The organism is Micromonospora sp. NPDC005172 (assembly GCF_040608555.1).
Classification (GTDB): domain Bacteria; phylum Actinomycetota; class Actinomycetes; order Mycobacteriales; family Micromonosporaceae; genus Micromonospora.
In genome coordinates, this window is the sequence record NZ_JBEXIL010000020.1 from 92,303 (window position 1) to 109,965 (window position 17,663).

The following is a 17,663-nucleotide window of genomic DNA, read 5'->3' on the forward strand; positions in this document are numbered from 1 at the left end:
CGTGACGCAGCCTCCGCCCTACCAGACGCCGCCGGTGGGTGGGCCTCCGCCCGCCGCCGGCGGCGTCGCGCCGCCGTCCGGCCCACACCCCCAGGGGTACGCGGTGCCGCCGCAGTACGCCCCACCGGGCTACGCCGTGCCGCCGCAGTACGCCCCACCCGGGCACCCCGCGCAGTACTGGCCGGCCGTCCCGCCCGCGCTCAGCCCGGCGGGACAGCCCCTGGCCAGCTTCGGTGACCGGCTGCTCGCCTGGCTCATCGACACGGCACTGGCGAGCGTCGTGTCGCTCGTGCTGTTCATGCCGGTCTTCCTCATCCTGTGGTGGCGCATGTTCAGCGAGATGACCCGGACCAACCCGGACGGCACTCTCGTGGAGCCCGACCCGGCCACCTTCTTCACCAGCTTCTTCCTGCCGATGCTGCTGTTCGAGGTCGGGCTGTTCGTCGTGCTGCTCGGGCTGTACTGGCTCTACCACGTGGAGTACCTCAAGCGCGGCGGCCAGACACTCGGCAAGAAGATCATGAAGCTGCGCGTGGTGCCGCTCGACCCGAACGGCACGCTCGACCGAGGGATGGCCGGCCGCCGCTGGCTCGTGCAGTACCTGGCCTGCTCGCTGGTCCCCGGCCTGAGTTACGCCGACGGATTCTGGCAACTCTGGGACAAGCCCTGGCAGCAGTGCCTCCACGACAAGTTCGCCAAAACGGTCGTCGTTAAGGTTGCGGCGTGAGCGAGCGAACCAGCAGGTACGGCAGCGGAGCGTCGGCGTGAGTGTGGATCCCGGCTGGTACGTCGACCCCGCCGACCCCGAGACCCGTCGCTACTGGGACGGCGAGGGTTGGCTCGGCGCGCCCATTCCCGTCGACGCGACCCCGCCCGACGGGCCGCCGCCGCCCGAGCCCCCGCCCGTACCGGTCGTCCCGGCCGCGCCCGCCACCTCCCCGTCGGTGACCACCACGCCGGGCTGGCAGCCGCACCCCGGGTCGCCACCGCATCCCGGGCCACCACCGCATCCCGGGCCACCACCGCATCCGGGGTACGGCTCGCAGCCCATCCCGGGCGCGGGCGGCTGGGGCCCACAGGCCGGCCCGCCCGGCTGGCCACCGCAGGGACCTCCACCCGGCTGGACGCCAACGGGCGGCCCTCCCGCCTGGGGTCCGCAGGGCCCCCCGCCCGGCTGGGCCCCCGGCTGGCCCGGCCGGCCGCCCGAGCCGCGTCCGCACGGGTTGAGATTGGCCGGTTACGGCCGGCGGCTCGTCGCCCGACTGATCGACTTCAGCCTCGTCTTCGCACTGAACGCGCTTGTCAACGGCTGGTTCGTCTGGCGGTGGCTGGACGAGCTGGCACCGTACTGGCGGGAGGCGTTCCGGCGCGCCTCGGAGGGCAACACCTCCAGCGAGGGGATGCCGCCGATCAGCGAGCAGGCCGGGCTCCTCCAGATCGTGATCCTGGTGATCGCCACCGCGCTGTGGCTGGCGTACGAGGTGCCCGCGATGGCGGGCAACGGACAGACAATCGGTAAGCGGGTCATGCGGATCCGCGCGGTCCCCATCGCCGCCGACCAGCCGCTGGGCTTCGGCCGGGCGCTGCGTCGGTGGTCGACGCTGGGCATGCCCACACTCCTCTGGTACTGCTTCGGGCTCGGCCTGCTGCTGCAACTGGTCGTCTCCCTGTCCCCCCTCTTCGACCACCCGCTGCGCCGGGCGCTGCACGACAGGCGCGCGCAGACGGTCGTCGTCGAGGTCCCGGCGACCACCGGTCCCCCCGCCACCGACGATCACCCTCAGCCCTCGGGAGACACCCCATGACCGACTCCGGACGTCACGAGCCGGCGCTGCGACTGACCCGCGCCGACCTGGACGCGCTGCCCAGCTACGTCCCCGGGCGCAGCCCTGCCGACCTGGCCCGCGAGCTGGGTCTGCCAGAGGCGATCAAGCTCGCCAGCAACGAGGTGCCGTACGGGCCGCTGCCGGGTGTGGTCGAGGCCGTCACCGAAGCGGTCACCGCGTCGCACCGGTACCCCGACATGGGCGTCGTCGCGCTGCGCGACGCGTTGGCACAGCGCTACGGCGTGGACCCCGACCGGATCGCCACCGGCTGCGGGTCGGTGGCGCTCGCCGAGCACCTCGTCCGGGCCACCTGCCTGCCCGGCGACGAGGTGCTCTACTCGTGGCGGTCGTTCGAGGCGTACCCGATCATCGCGGCGACCAGCGGCGCGACAAGCGTGCGGGTCGCCAACGACGCCGGGCACGGTCACGACCTGGCCGCGATGGCGGCGGCGGTCACCGACCGGACCCGGATGATCCTGGTCTGCAACCCGAACAACCCCACCGGCACGGCCGTACGCCGGGCCGAGCTGGACCGGTTCCTCGACTCCGTGCCGGACGACGTGCTGGTGGTCATCGACGAGGCGTACCGGGAGTTCGTGACCGACCCCGAGGTGCCGGACGGCCTGGACTACGTCGCTCGGCCGAACGTCGCGGTGCTGCGCACCCTGTCCAAGGCGTGGGGCCTGGCCGGGCTGCGGATCGGTTGGCTGGTCGCGCAGCCCGCCGTGGCGGCGGCGGTCCGCAAGGTGGTCACGCCGTTCTCCACGAGCACGGCAGCCCAGGCCGGCGCGCTCGCGGCACTGGCCCAGGCGGACGAGATGGAGCGCCGGTGCGCGCTTGTCGTCGCCGAGCGGGACCGGGTCACCGAGGCGCTGCGCAAGTTCGTGCCCGACGTGCCGACCAGCCAGGCGAACTTCGTCTGGCTGCCGCTGGGCGACCGTGCCGTGGTGTTCGGCAAGGCGTGCGAGGCCCGTGGGGTGATCGTCCGGCCGTTCGCCGGGGACGGCGTCCGGGTCACCATCGGCACCCCGGCCGAGAACGACGCGTTTCTGGCCGCCGCGGAGGCGGCGCTAACCTGACCCAGATCGGGGAGATAGGCTCCGTTTGTCTACTTCTGTCGGGCCGTCGACGCCGCACCGGCGTCGACGCGACGCACGACCGCCGACGGCAGGCGCACGTCAGGCCTTCCTCCGGCGGGCGGCGAACCCACCGACCACCAGCAGGGTTACACCCAGACCGGCGAGCAGCAACGTCGAACCGCCCGAACCGGTGACCGGCAGTCGGCCACCGTGGCTGGGCGTGGGCTGGGGCGGCGCCGACGTGGGTTGCGTGGGGGTGGGCGTGGGTGGCGGGGGTTGTGTCGGCGTGGGCGTCGGAGACGCCGGCAGGATCTCGAAGGTGACGCCGGTGTCCGCCGACGGCGCGACCCGGACGCCCCCGAACCCGCGCGCCCAGGCGGCATCCGCGTTGAGCGCCGGCGGACCCGCCAGTGCGAGGCTCGCCGCGGCGACCAGCGCGCCACCCACGAGGTAGTTGCCTGTCCTGCCCATGCACTGACCCCTTCCCGGAGAACTGAACCGTGAAAAACATACCTTTTACCGACAAAGGGTATGGACAGTTCAGCTCTGCAGCCACCGGGAACACCACGATCAGGTGGCGGCCAGGACCACCGCTTCCGCCGTCAGGTAGTAACGCCTGTCGTCGCCGGCGGGGTCGACCGGCCTGCGCAGGCGTTCCACCGCGACGTAGCCGCCCTCGGCCCCCACCGCCCCGGGCAGCCACCCCGTCCCGTCCCGTCCGACCTCCAGCGGAAAGCGGGACAGCTGCGTACCGGTCACCGGGTCCAGCGTCACCAGGTCGTTGGCCTCGGTCAGCAGGTGCACCCGGCCGGGCTGCGCCGCCAGGACCCGTGCCACACCGAGATCGGCACGCCGCCACAGCTCCGCGCCCGTACGCACCGAGCGGCCCACCGCCACCCCGTCGAGCACCACCACGGCCTGCTCGCCCACCACAGTGGCACCGGCCGGGTCGAGCGCGGAGGCAGCGACCGGCTCGCCCGCACCCACCAGCCACCCCCGACCGGCCTCGTCACCCGGCCCCGCCGTGCGCAGGGCCTGGCAGTCCGACCAGCCGGTACGACAACCGAGCGGAGTCACCACCAACTCGTCCGACCCACCCGGCGGTCGCCACCGTTCGCGCACCGCGCCGGTCGCCGCGTCCCGGAACTCGACGGTCGCGGGCCCGGCACATCTGTCCAGACCGATCAGCTGTCCCCCGTCGGTGGTGCCGACATCGCTGCGGCACCGGCCGGGCAGGTCGACCCGCCACAACTGCTGACCGCCGTTCACCTCGACCCCGCGTGCCTCGGCGTCTCCGCTGACCACCACCACCGTGCGACCGTCCGTCAGGTCGGCGAGGTGCAGCCCGCGCGGATCCCAGACGACTGCCGCACCGGTACGCCGTGCCACCGCCCGGCTCTCGGTGGGCTTCGGGCCATCGGCTCGCCACCGCACCCGACCGGTGGACGCGTCGAGCGCGACCAACCGACCGTCCGACCAGCGGCTGACCACGGTGCTACCGCTCGCCACCACCCCGGTCAGCTCCGCCGGCCACCGCCGGTACGACCAGTAGGGCGTGGTCCGGTACCGCCCGTCCACGGGTCGGTCGGCATAGACCTGGCGGTGGGCGGCGTACACCCGCAGCGTCCCGTCCACGATCAACGGGGCGACCGGCAGTCGACCAATCACACCGGCGGCCGGTCGGGGCGCGGCCGGATAGGCACCGTGCGCCGGCGTACTCACCTCGGCCGGTGCGAGCACCCGGTGGACGACGACCGCGACGGCCGCCACGGCGAGCAGCACCGCCACCGCCAGCACGAGCCGTCGCCGGCCCCTCGGGAACCCCATGCCGCACCTCCGCCCGGCACCCTACCCAGCGCAGCGGGTCCGAGCCCGGCCAGGTCGTACGGGTCGAACCTCTGGCGGGAGCGGAAGGTCAGGCCGCTTCGAGCGAGCCGAGGGCCCGGGCCGCGACGGCCAGGTCGGCGAGGTCACGCCGGAGCGCCACCTCGACCGCGCGGGCGGCGAGGCCACCGAGCAGCAGTGCCACCACCCGTCCGTACGGGTCGGTGGGCACCGCCTCCTGGGTGACGGTGATCGCTGTGCACGGGCGGCGGCGACGGCGAACCGGCCGCAGGCTCCACGTGATCCGGTAGTCCGCGCCGGCGCCGGAGGAGCAGAGCACCAGCCGCTGCGGCGCGAACGCCTCCACCACCAGGAACTCCTCGACAACCGTGCCGCCACCGGGCTGGACGCGCTCCTCCCGCCAGGCGGTGCCCGGCCCGAACGGACCCGGGGTCAGCACGTGGACGGTGTCGGCCCCGGCCAGCCGGGTGGCCCGGGCGGACAGGTCGGTCAGCAGGCACCAGACATCGACAGCATGCGCCTCGATGAAACCGGTAACCGCGACCGTCGACATGTCACCCTCCCGTGCCGTCGACGGTACGGGAGGTGCGGGCAGGACGAGGCCCCCGGACGGAAATTCCACCACCCGGAGGCCACGTGTCCCTTTTCGGCGGCCATGTCGCACCGTTTCACCGGTGCGACACCGCTCAGCGCTCGAAGCGACCGGACCTGATCGCGCCGACGAATGCTGTCCATCCCGGCGGGCTGACAGCAAGTGTGGGACCGCTCTGGTCCTTGGAATCGCGGACCGCGACCAGGCCGATCACGTCGACCAGGTTGTCCGCCACCTCCACGCAGAGCCCTTGGTCGTTGGATCGGCTGCTGGTGCGCCAGAGCGCGCCGGTGAGATCGTGCATCGTTGTTACCTCCGTGTGCGTCGGGATGCCCCACCACCCGGCCGGACGGAATCCGACCGAAGGGGTGGCGGGGCAACGTGATCCGCGTGATCAACGGGGTAACCGCTTCTGGTTATCGCACAGACGGTGCGATAACGAGTCTCATCGATGAGACGGCCCGACGGGCAGGCACTCAGGCGGCTCCGGCGCGGGCCGAGGTGAACCGGCGGACCCTTTGCTCTGCTTCAGCGGACGCAACACTGAGCGGCCCCAGGTGTTGCGTCGGGTGAAGCAGAGCAAAGGAAGCCGAAGTCGAGTGAATCCGAAGTCGAGTTAGGTGGCAGACGGTCCGGGCGGGGCGCAGGCCCGCGGGACGGGCCGGGTCAGCGGGCCGGGCGGACCGTTCCGGTGACCTCGCCGAGAGCGATGGTGGTGCCGTCCGGACCGGGCGCGGTGGCGGTGATGGTGACGGTGTCGCCGTCGGCGAGGAAGGTACGGCTCTCGGTGCCGACCTTGGCGGGCTCGGCCCCACCCCACGTCAGTTCCAGGAACGAGCCGACCTGGGAGCGGTCCGGGCCGGAGACGGTGCCCGAGGCGTACAGGTCGCCCGTGCGCAGGGACGCGCCGTTGACGGTGAGGTGTGCCAACTGCTGGGCCGGCGTCCAGTACATGCCGGCGAACGGCGGCTCGCTGACCCGTTCGCCGTTCCACTCGACCGCCAGCCGGAGGTCGAGCCCCAGGTGCGGCACGTCGCGCAGGTAGTCGACGACCGGCGGGTCCTGGTCCGGCGCAGGCACGAAGGCGTCGGCCAACGCTTCCAGCGGCGTCACCCAGGCCGAGACCGAGGTGGCGAAGGACTTGCCGAGGAACGGGCCGAGCGGCTGGTACTCCCAGGCCTGGATGTCCCGGGCCGACCAGTCGTTGACCAGCACCACCCCGAAGACGTGATCGGCGAAGTCGTCCACCGACACCCGGTCGCCGAGCGCGCTGGGCACACCGACCACGAAGCCGACCTCGGCCTCGATGTCGAGGCGTACCGACGGGCCGGTCACCGGACCCTCGGCGGACGCCCGCTGCCCGGTGGGCCGGACCACCGGCGTGCCGGAGACGACGACGGTGCCGGCCCGCCCGTGGTAGCCGATCGGCAGGTGCTTCCAGTTGGGCAGCAGCGGCGGCTGACCCGGGCGGAAGATCTGCCCGACGTTCGACGCGTGGTGCTCCGAGGAGTAGAAGTCGACGTAGTCGGCCACCTCGAACGGGAGCAGCATCTCCACGTCGGCCAGGGGCACCAGCAGCGGCTCGACCGCCGGCCGGTGCGCCGGATCGGTCAGCAGTTCCACGATCCGCTGCCGGACCGCCGTCCACTGGGGACGCCCGAGAGCCATGAAGTCGTTGAGGGCGGGCCGGCGCAGCGTGCCGGCGGCGAGCACCAGCTCCGCGGCCTCCGCCCCGGCCAGGTCCAACACCCACGAGGAGACGCGTACGCCGATCCGCGGCTCGCCCCCGCCCGAGGAGAACACCCCGTACGGCAGGTTCGTCACGCCGTACGGCGAACCGTCGACGCCGCTCACCCAGGTCATGCGTCGTAGCCCCCGTTCACCAGCCCCAGCCGGATCAGATCGGTAAGTGGTTCCAGGATGCTGCACGAGCCGAAGCCGACCCAGAGTGGGCGCGGCGCGTCCAGCCGTCCTTTGACGCGTTCCAGCAGCACACGCGGGTCGAGAGCGGTCAGCAGCTCGGCGACCACCCGCACGCTCTCCCCGTCGGCGGCGGCGAGCGTCGCGGCCAGCACGTTCGTGTAGCCGTGGTGGGTGAACCCGGTCTCCGGGTCCAGGTGCCGCAGACCCTGGTGCAGCCCGGCGGTGAGCTTGAACGGCAGGGCGCGGTCGCGGCAGGCGCAGATCACCGCCGCCAGCTCGGCCGGGGTGGGGAACAGCTCGGCCGCGAGGCCGCCGGTGCGGAACTTGGCGGCGATCGGCACGCCGTCGGCCCGGGCGGCGGTGAGCGCGTCCAGTGCACCCGTCAGCCCGAAGGTCAACGGCAGCTCGGCGTACACGGCCTCGATGCCCGGCATGGCCTCGGTCAGCCGCAGCAGCTCGGTGGTGCCGGGCAGTGGGTCTTCGCCCCGTTTGGCGACCGCCACCTCGACCTGGCGGGCCGTGACGCCGTCCGGCGCCAGGAAGGAGAGCGCGAACGGCAGGCCGGCGATCCCGGTGTCACCGATCAGCCCGATCACCAGGCCCTCGCCGGGCTCGACGAGACCGCTCAGCTCGCCGGTCACGACGGTCGAGGCGGGGACGAGCAGCGGGCCGACCAGGTCGGCATACCAGGCGGTGCGGTGCTTGCGGTGCGCCTGCACGGCGTCGTGCAGCGTGGCGCTGCCCGGTGGGAAGACGGCAGCGTCGTCCACCAGGGCGTGAAGGAGCGCGGGCACCTGCGTTGACACGGAACAAGAATCTACGGGACGCTACGAGGAACGGACAACAGCGTCCGATTATCGGACGCCTTCGGCCGGTGAACGGGATAGATCGGGAGGCGACATGCCGTACTACCGCAGCGTCGGCGAGGTGCCGCGCAAGCGCCACACCCAGTTCCGCCAGCCCGACGGCAGCCTCTACGCCGAGGAGCTGATGGGTCAGGAGGGCTTCTCCTCCGACTCGTCCCTGCTCTACCACCGGCACGCGCCCACCGCGATCATCGCCGCCGACGAGTTCACCCCACCCGCGTTCACCCGCGCGCCGAACCTGCCGCTCAAGCCCCGCCACCTGCGCACCCACAAGCTCGACGCCGGTGACGCCGACCCGATCCTCGGCCGGCAGTACCTGCTCGCCAACGACGACGTCCGCATCGGGTACGTGCTCGCCGACCGCCCGTCGCCGCTGTTCCGCGATGCCACCGGCGATCACTGCCTGTACGTCGAGGCGGGCACCATGCGGGTCGAGTCACCGTTCGGGGCCCTGGACGCGGTCGCCGGCGACTACGTCGTCATTCCCACCTCGACCATCCACCGGCTGGTCCCCACCGGCGACGCGCCCGTCCGACTGCTGACCGTCGAGGCGTCCGGGCACATCGGCCCACCCAAGCGCTACCTCTCCGTACGCGGGCAGTTCCTGGAGCACTCGCCGTACTGCGAACGCGACGTGCGCGGCCCGGACACGCCCCTGCTCGTCGACGGCGAGGAGGTCGAGGTCCTGGTCCGGCACCGCCGTGGCTGGACCCGCCACGTGTACGCCAACCACCCCTTCGACGTGGTGGGCTGGGACGGACACCTCTACCCGTGGGCGTTCTCCATCCACGACTTCGAGCCGATCACCGGCCGCATCCACCAGCCCCCGCCGGTGCACCAGACCTTCCAGGGCCCGAACTTCGTCATCTGCTCGTTCGTGCCGCGCAAGGTCGACTACCACCCGCAGTCGATCCCGGTGCCGTACAACCACCACAACGTCGACTCCGACGAGATGCTCTTCTACACCGGCGGCAACTACGAGGCCCGGCGCGGCTCCGGGATCGAGCAGGGCTCGATCTCGCTGCACCCGTCCGGGTTCACCCACGGTCCTCAGCCGGGTGCCGCCGAGCGCTCCATCGGCGCGGACTACTTCGACGAACTGGCCGTCATGGTCGACACCTTCCGCCCCCTCGACCTCTGCGACGCGGCACGCGCCTGCGAGGACGAGGCGTACGCCTGGACGTGGGCGCGTCGCGGCTAGCGGAAGGCTGTTCGGCTGAAGACCGCGAACTCGGCTATTGCCGTGGCGACGATCGCCAGCACCAGCGGCCACGGCGAGCCGACCACCGCGTACACGATCAGCAGCAGTGGCGCGGCGGCCACCGCGTAGATGGCCAGGGCCATCGTCCGGTCGGCGTGCACCATGGCGGGCAGGACGGTCCGGGTGAGTCCCGGTAGCCGTGACGCGAGCTGCCACACCACGACGGCGCCGGTCAGCGCGGCGAGCACCGCCAGGACCCGGGAGAACCCGTCGCTCGTCGACGCCGCGAACGCGACCACCACCGCGGCGACCAGTGACCAGCCCGCGCCGTAGAGCACCAGGCGATGCAGGCCGTAGGCGAGCGTCCGAGGGGAGTCGATCCGGCTCGGGCCCGGAGTGACCGTCTCCGCCACCTGTTCCAGTGCCCCCGACCAGCGGCGCTGCTCCAGGCGCAGGACGCCGACGTCGTGCCCGACCTCGGTGAGGCGGGGGTCGAGCCGCAACGCCTCCCGGTAGGCCCGCTCGGCCAGGTCGAACAGCTCCAGCCGAGCAGCGACCAGGCTGAGCACCAGGTGCGCCTGCGGCTCCTGGGGGGCCAGCTCGACCCCACGCCAGGCCGCGTTCAGCGCCGGCTGGCCGTTGCGCGCGTCGGCCAGGATCGCCGCCGCGCTGCGTTGCGCGTACGCGTCGGTCGGCCCGAGCGCCAACAGCCGGTCGGCGATGGCCGCCGCTTCCGCGTACCGCCCCAGGTCGACCAGCGCCATGGCCCGCGCGGCGAGCGCCGGCAGAGCGTCCGGTGCGGCGGCCACGGCCGAGTCCGCAGCGGCGAGCGCGTCGACCGGCCGGTCGGCGGCGAGATGCACCCGAGCCAGCATGGTGAGGGCTTTCGGGTCGGCGGGCTTCAACGCGAGCCCTTCAGTCAACTCGCCGACGGCCTCGTCGTGGCGGCCCAGCTCGGCGAGGAGCTGGGCGCGTTCGAGGTAGCCGTCGGCGGCGAACTGGTCGGGAGCGGGATCGGTGGACATCGCGGCGAGCCTAGGCGGCCGGCGCGTCGTACACCAGGGCGACGGCGACGCCCGCCAGACCTTCCTCGCGGCCGGCGAAACCGAGCCCGTCGGTGGTCGCGGCGGAGACGGTCACGGGTGCGCCGACGGCCTCGGAGAGCACCCGCTGGGCCTCTTCCCGACGGCGACCGATCTTGGGCCGGTTGCCGATGACCTGCACGGAGACGTTGCCGATCTCCAGGCCGGCAGCCCGCACCCGACGGGCCGTCTCGGTCAGCAGCGCCACCCCGGACGCACCGGCCCACTCCGGCTGACCCACCCCGAAGGCGGAACCGAGATCACCGAGACCAGCGGCGGAGAGCAGCGCGTTGCAGGCGGCGTGGGCGGCGACGTCGGCGTCCGAGTGCCCGGCCAGACCATCCTGGTCGGGCCAGAACAGACCGGCCACCCAGCAGGGCCGGCCCGGCTCGAACGCGTGCACGTCGGTGCCGATGGCCACCCGAGGAACGATCATGATCCGAGAGTACGCGGCGAACGAACAACCGGTCCTGCCGCGCCGAATCGCCCGACGGGGCGCTGTCCACCGGGCCGGAGACCCCCGTCGCCGTCCTGAGCCACGGCGTGACGCGTCAGGCGTCGGCGGCGAGCAGATGCTCCGCCAGTGTCAGGTCGAACGGGCGGGTGATCTTCAGCGCGTACTCCGAGCCGGGCACACACGTCACCGTTACACCCTGCTTCTCGACCAGGCCGGCGTCGTCGGTGAGTGGATCACCCGCGGCGGCGTGCGCGGCGGTCAGCACCGACCGGCGGAAACCCTGCGGGGTCTGCACCGCGCGCAGGGCCGATCGGTCGACGGTGCCCAGCACCACCTCGCCGGCACCGACCTCCTTGATCGTGTCGACCACCGGCAGGACCGGGATCACCGCGGCGTGCCCACTCCGAACTGCGGCGGCGACCGATTCGACCAGCTCGGGTGGGGTCAACGCGCGGGCCGCGTCGTGTACCAGGACGATCGTCGGGCCGGCCGGCACGGCGGCGAGCGCGGCGGCGACCGAGGCCTGCCGTTCGGCGCCGCCGGCCACCACGGTCACCGGTGCCACCGGGGCCAGCAGCTCGCGGACACCCGCCACCTCGGCCGCGGGTGCGGCCACCACGATCGTGTGGACCGATGCGGCGGCGGCGAGCCGGCGCACCGCGTGCACCAGGAGCGGCTCGCCGGCGAGCAGACGCAACGCCTTGGGTCGGCCGGGGCCGAGCCGTACGCCGGCACCCGCCGCAGGCACGAGGACCGCGACGTCACCGCGCGGGTTGAGCTGCGCGGTCACGTCGCGGTCCTCGGTGGTTTCTTCGCTACGAAGTGGGTACGACGATGCTGTGTGCGGACTAGGCCTCGGTGAGGACCTTGTCGAGCAGCGTCTCCGCCTCGTCCTTGGTGCTCTTCTCAGCCAGCGCGACCTCGCCGACGAGAATGTCGCGGGCCTTGGCCAGCATCCGCTTCTCGCCTGCGGAGAGGCCCCGCTCCCGCTCCCGGCGCCACAGGTCGCGCACGACCTCGGCGACCTTCAGCGGGTTGCCGGAGGCCAGCTTTTCCAGGTTGGCCTTGTAACGCCGCGACCAGTTGGTCGGCTCCTCGGTGTGCGGAGCCCGGAGAACGTCGAAGACCTTACCGAGGCCCTCTTCGCCGACCACCTCACGAACGCCCACGATCTCGGCGTTCTCAGCCGGCACCCGGACCGTCAGGTCACCCTGCGCGACCCTCAGGACGAGGTATTGCTTAGGCTCGCCCTTGATGACCCGAGTCTCGATTGCCTCGATGAGTGCGGCCCCGTGGTGGGGGTAGACAACGGTCTCGCCGACACTGAAAACCATAGGTTCGAAACCCCTTTCGCTGTGTCTAGGGTAACACGCTCAGGCAACGATGTCTCACCGATGTCCTGACCGTTGGCGCAGCTCAGGGGCCCTGTGAGAGGTCTTTCTTCAGCTTGACAGGCGGTCAAACCGGTGGTTCAAACACGCTCTGTGACGATCGGATGACTTCCCGATACGGATGAGCAGAACGTCGAGATCAAGGGCTATGCGCTCCTCCCATGGTATCCCGGCGTGCGGGACCGCGCCCAGATGTAGCGGGAGGTGCCCCCGGTGCGGGACCCTGGAGTCCGAGCCACACTCCGCTCTCGAGACGCTTCCTGGGGGGTCCGATGGGCAAGCCGGACGCAGAGGGCCACGGGCCGCCCGACGGCCTGCCCGACCTACCACCCGAGTGGGGCCGCATCGTCGTTCCCGACGACGCCTCAGCTCTCGCCAGCGAAGCCGCCCAGGTACGTCGTGACCTTCGCCGAGCCACCGGCCGGTACGCCGGACGCCGGGCACTCGCCCTGCCGCTGCTCGTCCTGCTGGTGGCGGTGCTCACCACCCTGACCGGCCTGCTCGCCGTCACCTGGCCCCGCGCCGGCCGGAGCACCGACCGGCCCACCCCGGCACCCTCCACGCCGCCCATGCCCCTCGCCGGCCGGGCGCTGCCCGCGCTGGACCTGGTCGACGCCGGGCAGACGCCCGTGCCGCTCCGTGGCCTGCTCCCCGCCATGATCATCCTGGTGGACGACTGTGGCTGCCCGGACGTCGTCACCGAGGCCGTGGCGGCGGCGCCCGCCGGCGTCACGGTCGTCACCGTGACCGAGGGCCGGGCCGTCGCCACCGCACCGCCGCTCGACGGCGTCCGCGCGCTGGCCGACCCCGCCGGCGGTCTGCGCTCGTTCCTGGGCCCCGGTGCCGCCAACGCGCTGCTGGTCGGCCGCACCGGCGTGGTGACGCGGGTGCTGCCCGGCGTCGGGCCCGTCGACGCGTACCAGGATGATCTGACCGCCCTGGCCCGCTGAACGAGCAACGACCCCGCAGCCTACGACGGGGGCAGCGCGACGAGCTGCGCCTGGACGTCGATGGGCCGGTCCCCGACGGCCGACAGCGACACGCGGAACGGCCCACCGCCGGGCAGCACCTGGGCCGAGGCGAGCGTGCCGTCGCAGTCGATGCGCGGCGGACCGACAATTTCGGCCCCGGTGCTCGTCACCGCCAGGGTGCCGGGCCGGGTGCACCGGTACTGCAACAGATAGCGCGCGCCGTCGTCGGACGCCTGTCGGGTCCGCTCCTCACCGGGCGCCAACTCCCGCTGCTCTCTCCAGATCGTGTCGCGGAACGAGGGTAGGTCGCTCCCGGGTACGAGGACCCCCACATCGGCGCCGGTGTCGGCACTCGCATCCGTCTCCAGCTCGATCACCCGGCCACGGTCGCCGCCCAGCCGGACGGCTTCGCCCGTCTGCGGGTCCACCCACACCGTCACCCGGTCCTCGGGCACACCACTGGCCACGATGCGCTCCAGTTCGGTGCTGACGCTGGGCGCGACCACCGGTGGACCCACCGGCCCGGCCACCGGGGCGGGCGCAGCGGCACGCCACCACCAGCCACCCAGCGCCAGCGCGGCCAGAGCCACCCCGACCAGCACCACCGAGCGCAACCGGTCGTCCGCCGCCGCATCCATGCGAGGAGCGTACCGGCCGGGTCGTGAGCGCTCACTCCTGTCGATCGAGCAGGACGGCGTACAGGGTGAGGCCCGGGCCGAACGCCAGCATGACGACCCGTCGGGGCGGCGGAGTCGAACGACTCAACCGGTCCAGGATCAACAGGACCGTCGGCGAAGAGCAGTTGCCGTGCTCGTCGAGGGTCGCCCGGGACGCGTCCAACGCCTGCGGCGGCAGGGCCAGCTCCCGCTCGACCACGTTGAGGATCCGCGGCCCGCCCGGGTGCACGGCCCATCCGTCCACGTCGGAGCTGGTGCCACCGTGCCGGGCCAGCAGGTCGTCGACCAGACCGCGAACGTGCCGGGAGAGGACCTGCGGGACCTTCGACGACAGCCCCATCCGGAATCCGGCGTCGGTGACGTCCCAGGTCATGTGGTCCGCTGTCGAGGTGTCGGTGACCGACGCGACCTCACGCAACGCGTACCCCCGGCCGCCGGGCACCACCACGGCGGCGACGGCGGCGTCCGAGAAGAGCGCGTGCGAGATGATCTGCTGGGTGTCCACCCGGGCCGTGGACGGCTGGATGTGCAGACTTGTCAACTCCGCACAGAGCAGCAACGCGGGCCGGCCCCGGGCGGTGACGAAGTCACTCGCCGCGCCCAGCCCGGGAAGCGCCGCGTAGCAGCCCATGTGGCCGACGAACATGCGCTGGGTGTCCGCTGCCATGCCCAGGTCGCGGGCGAGCAGGATGTCCAGCCCCGGAGTGGCGTACCCGGTGCAGGAGCAGACGATGAACATCCCGATGTCGCCGGCGTCCAGGCCGGCGGCGGTCAACGCGCGCCCCACCGCCTCCTTGCCCAGCGGCAGCGCCTCCACCTGGTAGCGACGCATCCGGCGCTCGGTCGGCCAGTCCGAGACGTCCTCGATCAACGGATTGACCGCGGCCTGACGTCGGGTCACCCCCGAATTCGCGAAGATCCGCTCGGCCAACGCCCGGGTGTTGCCGGAGAAGTGCTTGGCGAAGAAACCCTCCCACAACTCGTCCTGGGAAGCGGACGGCGGCTGCGCTGTCCCGAGCCCCGCGATCACTGGTACGGACACGATCCCCACCTCTCGTCAGACGCTGTCCTCCCCCTGGCCTTCCCACCGGCCACCGCGGCCGGCGCCTTTCCCGTGCGTGTCCCGCGACACCGGCTCACCAACGAGGTGCCGATCCGTCGCGGTCCGGGTCGCCGCCCAGCGCGGCGATGCCCAGCCAGTCGGCGCAGACGTCCGAGGTGGCCGGGTGCAGAGAGCCGCACCGGGCATCCCGGTAGAGCCGCTCCAACGGATGACCACGCCGGGTCGCCGACGTACCCGCCGCCTCCAGCATCGACGCCGCCACCTCGGCGGCCGTCGTCCCGGCCAGCAGCTTCGCCCGCCACACCCAGCGGTTGGTCTCCGCGTCACCCGGCGCGTCATCCACCCGACGGGCAGCCTCGGCCACCGCCAGCTCCGCCGCCGCCGTCGCCGCGTCCGCCCGGCCCAGCCGCGAGCGCACCGCCGGGAGACCGGCCAGGTTGCGGGCGTTGAGGTGCTCGGAGGCCGCGTCGATGGCCGCGCGGGCCACACCCACGTAGACCGCCGCGTAGCTGGCCACCAACCAGTGCGGCATCAGCTGGGCGACCACGAGCGCCAACCCCTCGACCCCGCCGAGCAGCCGGTCGCCCGGCACGGTGACGTCCAGGTGCAGGTCGTGCGACGAGGTGGCGCGCATGCCGAGGGCGTCCCAGGTCGGCTCGACGGTCAGACCGTCGCCGGCCGGCACCAGGAACTGCGACACCACGGACTGGTCGGTGGAGCTGCGCGCGGCCACCAGGTAGCCGTCGGCGTGACCGGCACCGGAGCAGAAGGTCTTGCTGCCCTTGAGGTGCCAGCCGCCGTCGGTCTGCTCGTAGACCGTGCTCAGCTGCGAGAGCCGGGCACCGGTGCCACGCTCGCTCATCGCCACGCCGTACCAGGCGCCCTGGGCCGCCGCGGTGAGCAGCCGGTCCCGGGCGACCAACGCCTCGTCCGGCACACCGAGGGCCTCGGCCAGCTCCTCGGTGACCGCGCCCAGCGCGCCGGTGACCGAGGCGTGCATGTTGAACACCAGCGCCGTCGCGCCGTTGCCCCGGGCCAGCTCGGTCGCCACCGCGGTGTACTCCGCGAAGCTCGCGCCCTGGCCGCCCAGCGCGCGGGGGACCATCAACCCGAAGAGGCCGGCCTCCCGCAGGTCACGGAAGTCCTCGATCGGAAAGGAGCCGTTCCGGTCGTGCTCCGCCGCCCGCGCGGCGAACCGCGGCGTCAAACGGCGGGCCGCCTCAAGCGCGTGCACCGTCATATCGCTCCTTCCTCGGCGTCCCATACCCCGCCACGAGCGGACTATCCTCTGCGGACCCCCTGGCCCTGGTACAGCACGGCGGTGGACCGGGTCGGCACGATGCGTGGCGCACGACCCGTCGACGGCGCACCCGGCGTCCGCGCGGCGCGGGCGCGCCGCACCAACCAGGCGAGCATCCCCCCGACCTGCGGTCGAATCCCGCGCAGGCGCAGCTCGACACCGTGTCGGGCGCACTCGGTCACCAGTGCCCGCGCGTCCACGAACAACCGTGGATCGTGGATGCCGCGGGGCACCGTGGGCAGCCGTTCGGCGATCCGCACCGCGACCAGCCGGGCCAGCGCCGTGTCGTTCAGCGTGTCCAGCACCAGCAGCCCACCCGGGCGCAGCAGGCGGCACGCCTCGGCCACCGCGCGCGGCCAGTCCGGCACATGCTCCAGCAGCTCACCGGCGGAGACCACGTCGGCGCACCCGTCGGGCAGCGGCACCGCCGTGACGTCGCCCTGGACCACGCGTACGCCGTGCTCGGCAGCCTGGACGAGCGCCGAACGGGTCAGGTCCACCCCGACGTGCCGGTAACCCTTGCCGGCGAGGTGCGGCGCGAGCAGTCCGGCCCCGCAGCCCAGATCGACGAGGACCGCGTCCGGACGCGTCGCCGGCGGCACGAGGGCCGCGCGGGCCTCGGCCAGCCAGTGCAGCATCGCGAACGCGCCATCTGGTCGCCACCACTCGCCGGCCAGATCGTCGTACTGGCGCGGGTCGTTGCGCGGCAGCACCCGCTCAGCGGTGGACGCCACGTCTCGCATGGCTCCGAGCGTGGCACGACTGCTCGGTAACGACCAGACTTCCCTTATGTCGTCGAGGGTGTTAGGGCTGGTCAGAGCGAGCCATCCGGAACCGGCCGCCGCGGTGACCACAGTGTCCGGTCTGCTGGCCTGGGGAGTGGGGCACCGGCCGGTGGGAATCGTCTCGGTGGTGCTGGCCGTACTCGCCAGCCAGCTCGCCGTCGGCTGGACCAACGACGCGTTGGACGCCGAGCGGGACGCCACTGTGGGGCGTACCGACAAGCCGGTCGCCGCTGGCGCGGTGGGCCGGCGCGGCACGGCCTGGGCCGCCGCGGTCGCCGCGCTGGCGTGCCCGCTGCTGGCGCTGACCACGAACCCCACGGCGGCGCTCTGGCTCACGGTCGCCCTGGTCTCCGCGCTGCTCTACGACTGGCCGCTCAAGGCCACCGCGCTGTCGGTCCTGCCGTATGCCGTGTCCTTCGGCGCGCTGCCGGGCTTCGTGGTGCTGGCGCTTCCCGGTGAGCCGACCCCGCCGGTCTGGCTCCTGACGGCGGCGGCCTGCCTCGGCGCCGGCGCGCACTTCGCCAACGTGCTGCCCGACCTCGCCGACGATGCCCGGACCGGCGTGCGCGGCCTGCCGCACCGCCTCGGCGCGGCCGGCAGCCGGG

Annotated in this window: 20 protein-coding genes; 6 read left to right on the forward strand and 14 right to left on the reverse strand. The window is 72.8% G+C overall.

Going from position 1 to position 17,663, the window contains the following annotated elements:
- Nucleotide 1: 1 nt before the first annotated feature.
- The 3 genes from ABZV06_RS16515 to hisC are packed head-to-tail and all read left to right on the forward strand — an operon-like array spanning nt 2 to nt 2,905.
- Nucleotides 2-727, forward strand: coding sequence for an RDD family protein (locus tag ABZV06_RS16515; RefSeq protein WP_355622183.1), 726 nt, complete (start codon nt 2-4; stop codon nt 725-727).
- A gap of 37 nt (nt 728-764) precedes the next feature.
- Entirely contained in the window at nt 765-1,805 is a 1,041-nt protein-coding gene (locus tag ABZV06_RS16520; RefSeq protein ID WP_355622186.1) for an RDD family protein, read from the forward strand.
- Nucleotides 1,802-2,905, forward strand: coding sequence for a histidinol-phosphate transaminase (gene hisC, locus ABZV06_RS16525; protein WP_355238394.1), 1,104 nt, complete (start codon nt 1,802-1,804; stop codon nt 2,903-2,905). The genes ABZV06_RS16520 and hisC overlap by 4 nt, the downstream gene beginning before the upstream one ends.
- Nucleotides 2,906-3,004: 99 nt before the next feature.
- Here hisC and ABZV06_RS16530 read toward each other — a convergent pair whose 3' ends face one another.
- From ABZV06_RS16530 to ABZV06_RS16555, 6 genes are all read right to left on the reverse strand, one after another.
- Complete coding sequence (locus ABZV06_RS16530) at nt 3,005-3,376, reverse strand: LPXTG cell wall anchor domain-containing protein (RefSeq protein WP_355238398.1); 372 nt, start codon at nt 3,374-3,376, stop codon at nt 3,005-3,007.
- A gap of 99 nt (nt 3,377-3,475) precedes the next feature.
- Complete coding sequence (locus ABZV06_RS16535; protein ID WP_355622189.1) at nt 3,476-4,732, reverse strand: PQQ-binding-like beta-propeller repeat protein; 1,257 nt, start codon at nt 4,730-4,732, stop codon at nt 3,476-3,478.
- 88 nt (nt 4,733-4,820) lie between these two features.
- Nucleotides 4,821-5,303 (reverse strand): SRPBCC family protein, encoded by a 483-nt coding sequence (locus ABZV06_RS16540; protein WP_355622192.1) that lies wholly within the window; start codon nt 5,301-5,303, stop codon nt 4,821-4,823.
- Between the two features lie 133 nt (nt 5,304-5,436).
- Nucleotides 5,437-5,646, reverse strand: a complete 210-nt coding sequence (locus ABZV06_RS16545; RefSeq protein WP_355050986.1) for a DUF397 domain-containing protein — start codon at nt 5,644-5,646, stop codon at nt 5,437-5,439.
- A gap of 362 nt (nt 5,647-6,008) precedes the next feature.
- Nucleotides 6,009-7,205 (reverse strand): fumarylacetoacetase, encoded by a 1,197-nt coding sequence (gene fahA / locus ABZV06_RS16550; RefSeq protein ID WP_355238407.1) that lies wholly within the window; start codon nt 7,203-7,205, stop codon nt 6,009-6,011.
- Nucleotides 7,202-8,071, reverse strand: a complete 870-nt coding sequence (locus ABZV06_RS16555) for a hypothetical protein (RefSeq protein ID WP_355622195.1) — start codon at nt 8,069-8,071, stop codon at nt 7,202-7,204. The genes fahA and ABZV06_RS16555 overlap by 4 nt, the downstream gene beginning before the upstream one ends.
- A gap of 94 nt (nt 8,072-8,165) precedes the next feature.
- Between ABZV06_RS16555 and ABZV06_RS16560 the strand changes: the two genes are divergently transcribed.
- Entirely contained in the window at nt 8,166-9,332 is a 1,167-nt protein-coding gene (locus ABZV06_RS16560) for a homogentisate 1,2-dioxygenase domain-containing protein (RefSeq protein WP_355238413.1), read from the forward strand.
- Here the strand turns inward: ABZV06_RS16560 and ABZV06_RS16565 are convergent.
- The 4 genes from ABZV06_RS16565 to ABZV06_RS16580 all read right to left on the reverse strand — a co-directional run bounded on the left by ABZV06_RS16565 (nt 9,329) and on the right by ABZV06_RS16580 (nt 12,205).
- A complete protein-coding gene (locus ABZV06_RS16565; protein WP_355622197.1) occupies nt 9,329-10,357 on the reverse strand; it encodes a tetratricopeptide repeat protein in 1,029 nt (342 codons plus the stop codon). The two genes, ABZV06_RS16560 and ABZV06_RS16565, sit on opposite strands and share 4 nt — an antisense overlap.
- 10 nt (nt 10,358-10,367) lie before the next feature.
- On the reverse strand, nt 10,368-10,853 hold the full coding sequence (gene ispF, locus ABZV06_RS16570) for a 2-C-methyl-D-erythritol 2,4-cyclodiphosphate synthase (protein WP_355238832.1): 486 nt from the start codon (nt 10,851-10,853) through the stop codon (nt 10,368-10,370).
- A gap of 112 nt (nt 10,854-10,965) precedes the next feature.
- Nucleotides 10,966-11,661 (reverse strand): 2-C-methyl-D-erythritol 4-phosphate cytidylyltransferase, encoded by a 696-nt coding sequence (ispD, locus tag ABZV06_RS16575; protein WP_355622200.1) that lies wholly within the window; start codon nt 11,659-11,661, stop codon nt 10,966-10,968.
- A 58-nt stretch (nt 11,662-11,719) separates the two neighbouring features.
- Nucleotides 11,720-12,205: a CarD family transcriptional regulator gene (locus ABZV06_RS16580; RefSeq protein WP_007073334.1), complete on the reverse strand. Its 486-nt coding sequence runs from the start codon at nt 12,203-12,205 to the stop codon at nt 11,720-11,722.
- Between the two features lie 329 nt (nt 12,206-12,534).
- On the opposite strand from ABZV06_RS16580, the gene ABZV06_RS16585 reads away from it, so the two are divergent.
- Nucleotides 12,535-13,212: a hypothetical protein gene (locus tag ABZV06_RS16585; RefSeq protein ID WP_355238423.1), complete on the forward strand. Its 678-nt coding sequence runs from the start codon at nt 12,535-12,537 to the stop codon at nt 13,210-13,212.
- A 20-nt stretch (nt 13,213-13,232) separates the two neighbouring features.
- On the opposite strand, the gene ABZV06_RS16590 is transcribed toward ABZV06_RS16585, so the two are convergent.
- From ABZV06_RS16590 to ABZV06_RS16605, 4 genes are all read right to left on the reverse strand, one after another.
- Nucleotides 13,233-13,871 (reverse strand): hypothetical protein, encoded by a 639-nt coding sequence (locus ABZV06_RS16590; protein WP_355622203.1) that lies wholly within the window; start codon nt 13,869-13,871, stop codon nt 13,233-13,235.
- Between the two features lie 31 nt (nt 13,872-13,902).
- Nucleotides 13,903-14,961, reverse strand: a complete 1,059-nt coding sequence (locus ABZV06_RS16595) for a type III polyketide synthase (RefSeq protein WP_355238429.1) — start codon at nt 14,959-14,961, stop codon at nt 13,903-13,905.
- An 85-nt stretch (nt 14,962-15,046) separates the two neighbouring features.
- Nucleotides 15,047-16,213 (reverse strand): acyl-CoA dehydrogenase family protein, encoded by a 1,167-nt coding sequence (locus ABZV06_RS16600; RefSeq protein ID WP_355622206.1) that lies wholly within the window; start codon nt 16,211-16,213, stop codon nt 15,047-15,049.
- Nucleotides 16,214-16,254: 41 nt separating this feature from the next.
- Nucleotides 16,255-17,016 carry a methyltransferase domain-containing protein gene (locus tag ABZV06_RS16605; protein ID WP_355238435.1) on the reverse strand — a complete coding sequence of 254 codons (762 nt, stop codon included), beginning with the start codon at nt 17,014-17,016 and terminating at the stop codon, nt 16,255-16,257.
- Between ABZV06_RS16605 and ABZV06_RS16610 the strand changes: the two genes are divergently transcribed.
- Nucleotides 17,015-17,663: UbiA family prenyltransferase (locus ABZV06_RS16610; protein ID WP_355622209.1), on the forward strand; the 649-nt coding region annotated here is incomplete at its 3' end. The two genes, ABZV06_RS16605 and ABZV06_RS16610, sit on opposite strands and share 2 nt — an antisense overlap.